This window comes from Enterococcus sp. AAFC-DPL-5182 (genome assembly GCF_058216605.1).
Genome location: NZ_CM177101.1, coordinates 3,519,396 through 3,532,043, shown reverse-complemented (window position 1 = coordinate 3,532,043; position 12,648 = coordinate 3,519,396). Strand labels below are relative to the sequence as shown.

General features: G+C 36.9%; 13 protein-coding genes. 11 read left to right on the top strand and 2 right to left on the bottom strand.

Annotated elements, in window-relative coordinates; genetic code table 11:
• Positions 1-23 precede the first annotated feature (23 nt).
• The 8 genes from AC4BB7_RS16585 to AC4BB7_RS16550 all read left to right on the top strand — a co-directional run bounded on the left by AC4BB7_RS16585 (position 24) and on the right by AC4BB7_RS16550 (position 8,173).
• A complete protein-coding gene (locus AC4BB7_RS16585) occupies positions 24-332 on the top strand; it encodes a hypothetical protein (RefSeq protein WP_490483786.1) in 309 nt (102 codons plus the stop codon).
• A 1-nt stretch (position 333) separates the two neighbouring features.
• On the top strand, positions 334-579 hold the full coding sequence (locus tag AC4BB7_RS16580) for a hypothetical protein (RefSeq protein WP_490483785.1): 246 nt from the start codon (positions 334-336) through the stop codon (positions 577-579).
• 225 nt (positions 580-804) lie between these two features.
• A complete protein-coding gene (locus AC4BB7_RS16575) occupies positions 805-1,017 on the top strand; it encodes a hypothetical protein (RefSeq protein ID WP_490483784.1) in 213 nt (70 codons plus the stop codon).
• Between the two features lies 1 nt (position 1,018).
• The gene (locus AC4BB7_RS16570; protein ID WP_490483783.1) at positions 1,019-3,247 is read left to right on the top strand and encodes a type IV secretory system conjugative DNA transfer family protein; all 2,229 of its coding nucleotides are present in this window, start codon (positions 1,019-1,021) and stop codon (positions 3,245-3,247) included.
• A 170-nt stretch (positions 3,248-3,417) separates the two neighbouring features.
• Complete coding sequence (locus tag AC4BB7_RS16565; protein WP_490483782.1) at positions 3,418-4,266, top strand: replication-relaxation family protein; 849 nt, start codon at positions 3,418-3,420, stop codon at positions 4,264-4,266.
• 1 nt (position 4,267) lies between these two features.
• Positions 4,268-5,215 (top strand): DNA-methyltransferase, encoded by a 948-nt coding sequence (locus AC4BB7_RS16560; RefSeq protein ID WP_490483781.1) that lies wholly within the window; start codon positions 4,268-4,270, stop codon positions 5,213-5,215.
• A gap of 262 nt (positions 5,216-5,477) precedes the next feature.
• Positions 5,478-7,118 carry a recombinase family protein gene (locus tag AC4BB7_RS16555; protein ID WP_490483780.1) on the top strand — a complete coding sequence of 547 codons (1,641 nt, stop codon included), beginning with the start codon at positions 5,478-5,480 and terminating at the stop codon, positions 7,116-7,118.
• 272 nt (positions 7,119-7,390) lie between these two features.
• Complete coding sequence (locus AC4BB7_RS16550) at positions 7,391-8,173, top strand: hypothetical protein (RefSeq protein ID WP_490485164.1); 783 nt, start codon at positions 7,391-7,393, stop codon at positions 8,171-8,173.
• Positions 8,174-8,234: 61 nt separating this feature from the next.
• On the opposite strand, the gene AC4BB7_RS16545 is transcribed toward AC4BB7_RS16550, so the two are convergent.
• Positions 8,235-9,002 carry a MurR/RpiR family transcriptional regulator gene (locus AC4BB7_RS16545; protein ID WP_490483779.1) on the bottom strand — a complete coding sequence of 256 codons (768 nt, stop codon included), beginning with the start codon at positions 9,000-9,002 and terminating at the stop codon, positions 8,235-8,237.
• Between the two features lie 216 nt (positions 9,003-9,218).
• Here AC4BB7_RS16545 and AC4BB7_RS16540 point away from each other — a divergent pair, with 216 nt between their 5' ends.
• The 3 genes from AC4BB7_RS16540 to AC4BB7_RS16530 are packed head-to-tail and all read left to right on the top strand — an operon-like array spanning position 9,219 to position 12,213.
• The gene (locus tag AC4BB7_RS16540; RefSeq protein WP_490483778.1) at positions 9,219-10,601 is read left to right on the top strand and encodes a glycoside hydrolase family 1 protein; all 1,383 of its coding nucleotides are present in this window, start codon (positions 9,219-9,221) and stop codon (positions 10,599-10,601) included.
• Between the two features lie 23 nt (positions 10,602-10,624).
• A complete protein-coding gene (locus AC4BB7_RS16535) occupies positions 10,625-11,950 on the top strand; it encodes a PTS sugar transporter subunit IIC (protein WP_490485163.1) in 1,326 nt (441 codons plus the stop codon).
• A 20-nt stretch (positions 11,951-11,970) separates the two neighbouring features.
• A complete protein-coding gene (locus tag AC4BB7_RS16530; protein ID WP_086314541.1) occupies positions 11,971-12,213 on the top strand; it encodes a hypothetical protein in 243 nt (80 codons plus the stop codon).
• A gap of 24 nt (positions 12,214-12,237) precedes the next feature.
• On the opposite strand, the gene AC4BB7_RS16525 is transcribed toward AC4BB7_RS16530, so the two are convergent.
• Positions 12,238-12,636, bottom strand: a complete 399-nt coding sequence (locus tag AC4BB7_RS16525; RefSeq protein WP_086314540.1) for a DUF1622 domain-containing protein — start codon at positions 12,634-12,636, stop codon at positions 12,238-12,240.
• Positions 12,637-12,648 lie beyond the last annotated feature (12 nt).

Below are 12,648 nucleotides of genomic sequence, written 5' to 3'. Positions count from 1 at the left end.
AAAATCGAAAAGAGGTCATAAAAATGAATAATCAAGAACAAAATGATTTCTCCACTGTATTGTCACCAAGCAACTTTTCAACTGAACATATGCCACTTGCTACGAAACGTCAAATACACAAAGACTCATGCGAGGTGGTGCGTGCCGTAACCCTTAAGAATGTTATAGAAAATGGCATGGCTTTAATAACAAATACAGCAATGAACAATATCGCTAATTTATCCATGCTAGAGCAGCAACTGTCTGACATGGCACCAACTGCTGAACCACGTCTCAAGATGATCGTAGATGAATACACTATTCGAGCAAATCAAAGATTGGGAGGAAACTAATATGCACTTTGATATCGTAACTGCTTTAATGTTCTTCTTTTTAACGGCTGGTGTTATTAGTACTGGAATAATTGTCTATTTGTTTATTTCTGACTTATTCACGAAAAATAAGCCAGTAGATAATGAACCAGAGTATACCGAAGAAGAACAATTCTATGCTTCTTTGCTCCAACAAAAATCTGACTTAGATGCAGATGCTTTTGCCACCCGAAGAGCTATGATAGATGAATTTTTACGTCATAAATAAAAAATGAAATATAGGCGCGACGCTCAAAGTTGCGCCTATATCCTTAAAAAGATAATAAAAATAATTTCTACAACATCGTGTTTTGGATACCCTTAAATGTAATTTTCTCTTTAGTCGCCCTTGTCTAACCGCTACAAAAGTAGCCAAATTTTACCATTTTCAATTTTGCTTTTGTGTGTTGAAATGGAAAAAGTTATTCACTAAAAGAAAGGATTGATATGAATAATGACAAAACAAAATCAAGACAAAGAAAAGGACGTGAACCCAGTAAAAAAACTGTTTTCATACGCCGTTATGTTCGCTGTGGGCTGTGGCTTAATCAATTACGGTATACGGCTACTGTCTGCCGTTTGGCTACCACTACTATTTTTAGGAATTTTCGTGGTTCTACTAACAGTTATCTGGCGAATCAGAAAAGCCCAGAAATGGAGAGAATAAGATGAAGCATAAGATTGATACGCTTGTTTGGCATGAGCTATTCTGGCGTCGTCCTTTTGAATTTGACGATGTTATAGGTCTAGTCAATCATCTCGCGACAACTAAAAATCGCAAATCACTCATTTTTGAAGTTCGTGCTACTAGCGATAAAATAAGCTTTCTTTTAGGAACTGAAGCAACAGAATTTCCTAAAATTGCCAAGCTATTTCAAACACATGGGAAAATTGATTTCGGACAAGAATTAAAATCAGATACTTGTAAAAGAAAGCCTGTTACTGTCGCTAAGCGTCTTACTATGACTCGTCCGATACTTTCTCTCAAAACAGATAATGCCGAAGCCCTAGCACGCACTACGCTTGCTACAATGGCACAAGTAGCTAGTGGAGATAAGATTGTTTTGCAGATTGTACTTGCTTCAAGTATTGTGCCAGAAAATCTACCGAAAAATCTGCCTAACCCTTCAACTTCGTGGTGGAAAATCGTAGCTGGAAATGTACCAACTGCCACCAGTGAGATAAGAAGCTCCGTTAAAAGCAAAGTCGGTTCACACAGAATAAAGACGGTTATTCGGTTAGGCGCATATTCCAAAGACTTAGCTAAAGCTCAAAGCTATATTTTAAGCGTATTATCTGCCCTTAAAATGCTGGAATCTAGCGGGATAAATATGAGCATTCAACCAGAAGAACTACAAGCCATTAACCAAGCAAAAACACTTTGGCGTTACCCATTAAAGCTATCCGTTGCCGAACTTGCCAACCTTATGTTACTGCCAACTGGTGAAAGTGATTTTCAGGGAATCGAGCCACTTCATCCGAAAATCTTACTACCACCAAAAAACTACCGGAATCCTACAAGAAATATCCGAGCATTTGGTGAAACTTTAAACGAGAATCCAGAAGACAAACGACTACTGAATATGTCTGTAGATAAGAGTTTACGCAATCTGCATACACTCATTACGGGACCTAGTGGCTCAGGTAAATCCGTAGTTTTAGAAAATTTGATTTTACAGGATTGCTCTTTGGGTGGGAGTAACGAAAAAAGTAAAAAAGACAAACGTGGCGTAATTGTGATTGATCCAAAATTTAGCCTGATTGAATCAATCGTGCAGAAAATACCAGAAGACCGACTTAAAGATGTAGTTATTTGGGATATTAGTTCTAATCAACCACTAGGAATTAACGTTCTATCTTATATTGACGGAAAAAGTCCTGAACTAGTAGCGGAAACAGTATTGAGTAGCTTACGAGGAATTTTCCCTGACTTTGGCATCTTTACGGAAGAACTACTTACTTGTGGCTTGCTCACACTAGCCCGAAATAAGAATATGACATTGCTTCATTTGCCACTGATTTTTACAAATTCCGATTTTCGCCACAAATTAACTGCAAAATTAGATGATATATATTTAAAAAGCTTTTGGGCGAACTTTGAAGCACAATCCGAAAAAGACCGCAACCAACAGCTTGCCCCACTTTTAAGACGTTTAAACGTACTATTAATGCGTTCCGCGTTTCGTGGTGCTTTAGGGCAAGCACAGCCAAAATTTAATTTAGAAGATGTATTCAAGGGGAAAATCTTACTCGTTCCGCTCAACTCAGGAATGGTCGGAGATACAGTTGCGAAGCTTTGTGCTAGTTTGCTAATAAATTCAATTTGGAATATTGCTTTGCGTCGTGCTGAACTTCCAGAGGACAAGCGAGCCACTTCTCAAGTAATGCTCTATATTGACGAATTTCAACAATACATTGCGAAAAGTGGTTCAGCTTTTGAAAATATGCTGGAAATGGCGAGGTCTTTAGGCTTAAACTTCATTTTCGCCCATCAGCACCTCGGACAATTAAACAAAGAATTAAGAGAATCCGTATTAAGTAATACGAAATCAAAAATAATCTTCTCACCAAGCAAAACGGACGCGAAAGTTTTTGCCGACCTCGCGCCCGAATTAACTGAGATAGATTTTATGAGCCTACCTCAATATCAAGTGTATACCACTTTAAATGAAAAGAAAATTGCTAATGTTTGGTTAAGCGGAAAAACTTTTCCACCAAAGCCAAGTTTACGACTACCCGCTGAAGTTTTTGCGAGTTCTGCTGAAACTTATGGGCGAGATATTGATGAAATTGAAAAAGACTATGTGGACTTACTAAACCAAAATGAGCCACAAAACGACAAATTAAATAACGAAGAAATAGAGATAAATTTAGGTAAGAAAAAACGAAAAACCTAAGAATTGCTAAGCTTTTTCGCTGACGATTCGCCCGACGACTCCTGTTAAGGAACGAGGGCTTATTAAAAGCTGAAAAACAACCAAAATACTAATTTAAGGGAGATGCCTCTATTATCTTGAATTTTCTTTAAAAATGTCAAAATAATATCTCTCCCGAGGGGGAAAACATTATGAATGAGGAAAATAAAAAAAGACGTTCTAAAAATGAACTGAAACTTATTGCAAAAAAACTGGAAGAACGAGAAATGGAAATCTTAGAACATTTGCACAAAGTAAAATTTGCCACCAGTGACCAATTGCGCCGAGTGTTCTTTACTGAAAACAAAAACGAAACAGCTAGTTTACGAGCGTGTAACCGAACAACTAAACGAATGAAAGAATTAGGAATCATCGACCACCTAGACCAACAAATCGGTGGAAAACGTGGTGGGTCATCCGGAAAAATTTGGACATTCTCAGCGAGTGGGTATAATCTGCTGAAATTAGGAAACACGAAACTAAAAGCCGGTCGTAAAAGACTGTATGAGCCTACCAGTATTTTATTTTTGGAACATATGTTGGCAATCAATGAAATTTGTACAAAATTACTGGAACTTGACCAACAAAAGAAAATCGAATTGCTGGAGGTGCAACATGAGCCTAGGTGTTGGCGAACATTCTCAGAAAGAGGTATTTCTTTTTACCTCAAACCTGATTTATTTGCTTCACTTGTCCCAGCTCATGAACGAGAATTTGAGACTGTCTATTTTCTGGAAATCGACCGAGCTACCGAAGCACCAATCAAAGTAATAAAGAAATGCAAACAATATATAAATTATTTCAATTCTGGAATTGAGCAACGACAAAATAGTGTTTTTCCGTTTGTGGTATGGATCACACCAAACGAGAAACGATGTGAACAATTAACTCGCTATATCCATGAAAACTTACCAAAAGCAGAAATGTTATTTCGTGTAATACCAATAAAAGAATTTGACACGCTTATTCGCGGTATGAAAAAACAACAGGAGGACAAATAAAATGACCTATAAAATCATTCACGAAAATTGTTTGGATGCAATGAACGAGATGGAGAGCGAAAGTATTGATCTAATGGTAACATCGCCACCTTATTTTAACGCACGAGAATATAGTCAGTGGGAAAATTTAGAAGCGTATCTATTTGACATGAAACAGATTTTCTCGGAAGTGTTCCGAATAATAAAAGCAGATAAAAACATAATAGTAAACATCGGAGATGTTTTGGGAAGAACCAATAAAACTTCTGCTAGTCGGCGTCGAATCCCTCTTGGAGCGTATTTTATTACTATGTTAGAACAAATCGGCTTCACGCTTCAGGAAGATTTCATTTGGTATAAAGGCGAAGTTCATTCTAAACGACATTTAGCGGGCAAACCTTATCCATACCAAAAACACCCAATTAATTGCTATGAACATATTTTAGTTTTTACGAAATGTTCCATAGAAACGAAACGCTTGAATTGTCCAAGATGTGGCAACGGTAAAACCTATAAAAAAGGCTTTTCATCAGGCATTCAAATGTTTGAATGCCGTAATAAGTCATGTAAGAAACCGAGCAACAAAGGCTATTACACTTTTTCAAAGAAAAGTCAGCTAAGAGAGCGATATGAAAAACCAGAAAATGAAATCGACAAAGAGACTCTTAACTTGTGGCGTAAAGATGTTGCACGTTTTCCAGCGACCATGAATTATCGTAAAAGCAAACACAATCAAAATGGACATACTGCTCCTTTTCCTGAAAAAATTCCAGAAATGGCGATTAAATTTTATTCTGGTGTTGGTGATATAGTTTTAGACATCTTTTCAGGCTCGGCAACAACAGGTGTTGTCGCTTTGAAACTGGACCGAAAATATATTGGCATGGAAATTCATAAAGAGTATGTGGAGCTATCCCAGGAGCGATTAGAGGCAACTAAAAAGCAATTAATAGAAAGTGAAGGTGTTTAAAAACGAAAACCAAGAAAAGCAATATACGCCAGAAAGAACCTTAAAAATTGGTAATACTGTTTTCATTTTATCAACTAACTTTACTCCATCTGAAAGGAATAAACAAAATCTATTAAAAGCCATAAAACGCCTAATAGAAAACTATGAAATAAGTCAGTAAAACCTTGAAATAATGGGCTTTTCTCCTCTGTTATTTCCTCATCCTCTGATATAATAGAAGATGTAAAAGCTCATCTTTTCACTGAAGTTAGGAGTGATAGAGATGAAAACAGCAAATAGACCTTTGACATCAATAAATAGTTCTGAACTTTCAAATAATTTAACGGATATTACGGTGCTTTATGCGAGGCTTTCGGCAGACGATGGCAGTTTAGGCGATTCTAACAGTATTATCAATCAGAAGGCAATGCTCGAAACATTTGCCTTTGAAAGTGGGCTTAAAAATCCTGTTTTCTTCGTGGATGATGGTATTTCTGGAACGACTTTCAAACGACCAGCTTTTGAACAAGCGATTGAGTTAGTCAATAAAGGACGAGTTAAAAACTTTATCGTGAAAGACTTATCCCGTTTTGGGCGTGATTATCTAAAAGTTGGTATGTTTACAGAGATGATGTTTCCTGAAAAAGACGTCCGTTTTATCGCCATCAATGATAATGTAGACAGCAATAATGAAGATGATAACACCCTCGCACCGTTTCGCAATATGTTCAATGAGTGGTATGCTCGTGACTGTAGCAAGAAGATAAAAGCCGTCAAACATGCCAAAGGTAATGCAGGCGAAAAGATGTGCGCCAATCCTCCGTATGGATACTTCAAAGACCCAGAAAATAAGAAAAAATGGATTGTAGATGACACGGCCTCTAAAATTGTGAAGCGAATTTTTAGTGACTACAAAAAAGGTTTTAGTCTAACGCAAATAGCTAAACAATTGAGACAAGAGCAAATTTTAACACCGAGTTGTTACAAGAACAGTCTAGGGATTAAAGCTAGAAAAATTAGACATGCTGATCCTTATTTTTGGAATGTAGACATAGTAGGAAAAATCTTAGCACGACAAGAATATTGCGGACATACAGTTAACTTCAAGACTTACAAGAAATCGTATAAAACCAAGAAACTGTTATTCAATCCAGAAGAAAAACGGAAAGTTTTTTATGATACTCATGAGGCAATTATTGCCCAAGAAACATTTGACCTTGTGCAAAAAATGCGTAAAGCTGGGCGAAGACGACGAACAAAACACAATAAAGTCGGTTTGTTTTCTGGGATAGCTTATTGTGTAGATTGTGGCTCTCGTCATCTATTTAGCGCTGGCCAAGATTATTATGCCTGTGCAGGTTCAAAATCTAGACTCATCGATTGTAATAATGCTCATGGAATTAGTGAAAAAACGTTATCTAAAGTGGTTTTAGATGATTTTAACCACATTTCACAATTTGTGGTGAATCATGAGAAAAAGTTTGTGGAAAATATGCAAAAGCAATTTGAACTGAGTAATGCTAAAGCTATGAGGCAAGACAAACAAGTGTTAGAAAAAGCTAAAGTCCGTTTTTCTGAATTGGACAACATTATCCAGAAGCTTTACGAAGATAACCTAAACGGAAAAATCTCAGATGAGCGTTTTATGAAGTTAAGCGAAAATTACGAGAAAGAACAAACAGAACTAAAATTGTTTATTGAAAAAGCTAACCAGCGACTCGATGAACAAACAAAACAGAGTAAAGACATCTCACAGTTTGTGGGTATCGTCAAGAAATATTTTGAACCAAAAGAACTCACACCAGAAATGATGCGAGAGCTGATTGAAAAAATCGAACTTGGACAACCTGAAAAGATTGACGGCGTGCGCCACCAAACTGTGAAAATTCGTTACAGATTTGTGGATGAACTAACAATAAACTAAATTAAGGACATGACAAAACCCTTATATGTAGCGGTTTACATACTTTAAAGGGTTTTGTTGTTTTACGGAAGATGCTATAAATATGATTATTTAAAAGGAACCTTAAAAATACAGCATTTGCTCATTATTTTTTAGCATATAACCGCTAACTGATGTAGAAAGTGGGCACTTTTAACTCTTTGTAACTGAATCTTAAAATAAAAGACACAAGCTTTTCTTTACGAAATATTGTAGAATGTAATAGAAGACAAACGATGGGGGTGATGGAACAAATGTTGGACTTGATTTATGTACATATTGATATGACAAGTAACGCAGTATTATCAAAAGGGATCACACATACGGACTTTACCCGCTCCATTGTTCATCACCCTAAGAATCTGCTCTTACTAAATCCTTCTGCAGAAGAAGGAGAGTATGATATGCATAGTGGCTTGAAGATTATCCGTGGACAAGAGAACGTAGATCAATATTTTGCGACTGCTCATCGGCGGAAAATGAATGAAGAGATCAAATGGATCGACTTCTCAGATGTGACAATGCTTAAAGAATTGACGCCTTTGGAAATTTCAGAGCTTCTTTATTTTGGGCATATGAAAACAAGTCTGCACTCACCTTTCTTTTATAAATTACAAAATGATTTTGTCTTTTTTGAATTTGTTGATCATATGACAAGGGTCTATTATCGTTATATTGATGAGTTTTATCGAATTTTAGCGGATAAGATCACTCGAGTGATTTTGGAGAAAGTCAATGATCGCAAAACGTTTTTCAAAAGAGGAATTCCAGTTGAGAAGCTAGATGGTGAATTATTAAAAGAAATGAAGCCGATTTTACAAGAAGGTGTTGTTTTTTGCTTTGATCAGATGGATATCAAAGGTAAAGAATATCATATTCCAATACATGTAGTAGAAGATTCTTTATGGAAAACCAAAAACTTTGCCTACCTAAATGAACCAGTGATTGCGATTTTGATTTACAATACAGCGAAACGCACATGGCGTCTGATGCAGGAAGATGAGTTTGGCTTTGCTGAGTTACCAAGGCAGGCATAATATAGAAAAAACAAGCAGGAGAAAGTGAAAAACTTTTTCTTGCTTGTTTTTTTGGTTTGCTTTAGATATTTTTCTGTAATCGTAAACGTTTAGCGATTTTTTCAATCAGAAAAAGTGCAGGCAACTGTGAAGTTAACTCAATCGTTTTATCATGATTGTCACTAGTTTTATAAATAGTTTCACGATTGATGGTATAAGGAATATTCAAGTCGGACATACGGCTGATAGTTGAACTGTCGCTATTCGTGATCGAAATGATCGAGCATTTTTTTGTATTCAAGCGTTTGATATAATGAATGATTTCTTTGGTTTCACCAGTAACAGAGAGAGCAATCACGCAAGTCTGAGCTAATATATCATCTGGAAACCACTCGATCGGATAGTTAGAAGGATCTTCAATGCGTAAAGCCGTTTGAGATAAGTTAGTGAAATAAAGAGAACCATAAGCGGCAATCGGCTCAGATGATCCGGAACCAAGGAAAAGAACTAATCCTTTATCGGATAATAGCTGAACTGCCTGATCAATTTTGTGATCGAGAAAGGGTTCATTGACACGTTCCAGAAAATGAATATGTTGGGTTTCATCTACATCTGCGATTTGAGCTTGATTGAGCGATTCATAGTATAACTGAAGCTTTACCTTAAACTCAGAAAAACCATTGCATTCAAATTTGTGACAAAAACGTAAAATGCTTGCAGTACTAGTGTGTGTTTCATCTGCTAAATCTCTGATTCGCATATAAGTGACGATCTTCAAATGATTGGCGATGTAGTGGTAGATCTCGTATTCTAAAGGGTTTAAATCAGGAACATAGTCTAAAAAAAGCATAGCGTCCTCCTTGTGGTTACAAACTGTGACAAAATTGTGAAAAATGACAAAAAACGTCACTTATCACAAAGGAATGAAAGCGCATAACAAAACATTATAATCAATGCTATACTCCAATTATAGATTGTGAAAGCGCAATCTGCAAGGTGGTTTGGTAAGAACCAGCAAATGCCTGCCAAGTAGTCAAATTTAGTTTAAGAAGTGGAGGAACTGTTGATGAATAGAACATTTCCAAAAACATTTTTCTGGGGAGCAGCGTCTAGTGCAACACAAGCAGAAGGGCGACAATCTGGGGATGGTAAAGGGGAAAATATTTGGGATTATGCATCAAAAGAATACAATCATCGCTTTTATGATGGAGTTACGACAGAAAATACTTCTTTGTTTTATCGCGATTATCAACAAGACATTCAAAAAATGCAGGATATTTCTTTTAACTCATTTCGGACATCGTTATCTTGGTCACGTTTGATACCAAATGGTACAGGTGCAGTCAATCCGGAAGCGGTCACGTTTTACAATGGCATGATCGATGAATTGATTGCCAAAGGCATAGAACCGTTTATCAATCTGTATCATTTCGATATGCCGATGGTGCTTCAGAAAAAAGGCGGATTTGAGAGTAAAGAAGTGGTCGATGCATACAAACAATACGCTAAAACTTGCTTTGAGTTATTTGGGGATCGAGTGAAGTATTGGTTTACTTTCAATGAACCGATGATTCCAGCAGAAGCAGGGTATCTGCATGATCGTCATTATCCTTATGTTGTTGATTTTAAACGGGCAGCGAATGTGTTGCACAATATTATTTTAGCCCATTGTGAAGCAGTTGGGGTTTATCGTGAAATGAATTTGGCTGGGAGAATTGGAATTATTATGGATGTGATACCTGTTTATCCCCGCAGCCAAAATCCAGCAGATTTATATGCTGCTGAAATGGCCGATTTGTTTTATACGAAAAGTGTCAATGATGCTATTTTGAAAGGAAAGTATCCAGAACGTTTGAGAGAAGTTTTAGAAGAATATGACCAACTGCCCAATGTGACAAAAGCGGATCTTGACCTTATTGCATCTACAAGAATTGATTTGCTAGGAATCAATTATTATCGACCAAGAAGAGTCAAAGCCAAGGAATGCCTGCCAAATCCCCAAGGCGTTTTTTCACCAGAATGGTTCTTTGATGAGTATGTGATGCCAGGCAGACGAATGAACACGTCACGTGGGATCGAGATTTATCCTAAAGGAATTTATGACATTGCTAAAAAAATTCAGACAGAATATGGCAATATTGATTGGTTTGTTTCTGAAAATGGAATCGGGATCGAAGGTGAAGAAGCCTTTATTGAAGCGGGAATGGTTCAAGATGATTATCGGATCGACTTTTTGAAAGAACATTTGACGTATTTAAATCAAGCAATGGAGGAAGGAAGTAATTGTTTAGGCTATCATATGTGGACGTTTGTAGACTGTTGGTCGTGGGGCAATGCGTATAAAAATCGTTATGGTTTTTATCGAATGGATCTAGCGACAGGAGCCAAAACAGTGAAAAAATCAGGTTTATGGTTTAAAGAATTGATTGAAAATAATGGATTTGATTAAAGAAAGGATGACTGATTCTTATGATGAAAACGTTGGATAGTTTAGCGATGAAACTATTACCGATTGCAAATGCGATCGGTAATCAAAGGCATCTACAAGCGATTAGGAATGGTTTGATCACGATTCTCCCCTTAACGATCGTTGGCTCGTTTTTCACGATTTTGTTAAATCTACCAATTCCTGGATATTCTGAAATGATTGCACCATACTTAGCTGCGTTAGATGTTCCGTTTCGTTTTACGGTTGGGTTGATGTCCTTGTATGCAGCATTTACGATTGGTTCATTTCTTGGGAATACGTATAAATTAGATAAAATCACTAGCGGCTTTCTTTCGATGCTAGCAACACTTTTAATGGTCATGCCGGTCAATCTTCAAGAAGGTGTAGATATCGCCGGAAATGCAGTAGCAGGTGGCCGTTATATCCCAATTACACCACTTGGCTCACAAGGGCTGTTTGGCGCGATTGTAGCAGCGCTGATTTCAGTTGAGATTTATCGTTTTACAAAGGAGAAGAAACTAGAAATCAAAATGCCAGAAGGGGTTCCTCCTGTTGTTGGCGAGTCATTTGCAGCGTTGTTGCCAACGTTATTAGTGATTTTGGTTTTCTGGATTCCTCGTCATTTCTTTAACTTCAATTTGAACGACCTACTGAGTGTGGCAATTTCACCTTTGAAAGTCTTTTTGACCGGCAATAATCTTTTGGGCGGTATTATTACTCAATTTATGATTTGTTTATTCTGGGCTTTAGGCATTCATGGTCATGCTGTTTTAGGACCGATCATTCGTCCTTTTTGGGATCAAGCGATTATTGAAAATGCGGAGTTATTTCAAAATGGAACGAGTGCTTTTCAATTGCCAAATATTTTTACGGAACAATTTTATCAATGGTACGCGCAAATGGGCGGAACTGGGGCAACATTAGCACTTGTTTTCTTATTCTTATTCTCTAAATCAAAGTATTTAAAGCAATTAGGCAAATTATCGATTTTACCAGGAATTTTCAATATCAATGAGCCTGTGATTTTTGGAACGCCGATCGTGATGAATCCACTGCTTGCGATTCCCTTTATTACGGTTCCAATCGTGAATACTATTTTGGTTTATATCGTTACCGCTCTTGGCTGGATGCCGAAAATGATGGTGAAACCGCCGTTTTCGATCCCAGCACCTTTAGGAGCATTGATTACTTCTAATTGGAATTGGGTAGCGTGTGTGATGGTTTTTGTTTGTTTTGCGGTTTCGTTAGCAATTTATTATCCATTCTTTAAAATGTTTGAAAAAATTCAAGTTGAGCAAGAGCAGCAAGTTGAACAAGAAGAAACTGTTGCGACAAGTGAAGAGGTTTGACGTAAAGAGGAGGCGAATAAATGATTTATGCTATTAGTGGCTGTATTATATTTGGCACACATTATTTATTGAAAGAAAATCAATGGTTACTTAAAAAGAAACTATGGCAGTTGATTTTTGGTGCCATCTTGATAGTTGGTGTCGCAGTCTTATTAAGTACGTGGATTGGTTCATTATTTCCAGTTATTGGCGTAACATTGGTGTGTGCCACAATGCTTCAAATCAAGTACACACATCAAGTAGTTAGTCAACGGTTAGGGTAGAAAAAAAGACAAGCGGATACAAAATCAGCTTGTCTTTTTTTCTTCGATCTCATTTTCTTTATCTTTCAACGCATCTTCAATTTCTTTATGCAAGAAGTAAGAGATTACTGTTCGGATCACTACTAAAATCGCCAGCTTTAAAATATCTTGGAATGTTGGTTTAATGATCGATTCAATAATATCAGCGGCAATCAGAATTTCTAAGCTTAGTAGAATATAGCTGCCTAGAAAGCTTTTGATAAAATTATTTTGTCGAGCCATAACGATCCGATTTCGATCTGTTCGCTCACTTTTTAGAAAATCAATGCCAGCCATAATGACGCCCCAAATCAAAACAACGATAGAAAAAATATTCAACGCCAAAATGAAGAGATCAAAGAAGGGAATCAAGTTTTCCATGATGTTTTGGGCTAGATCATGCATTTAGTGTACCTC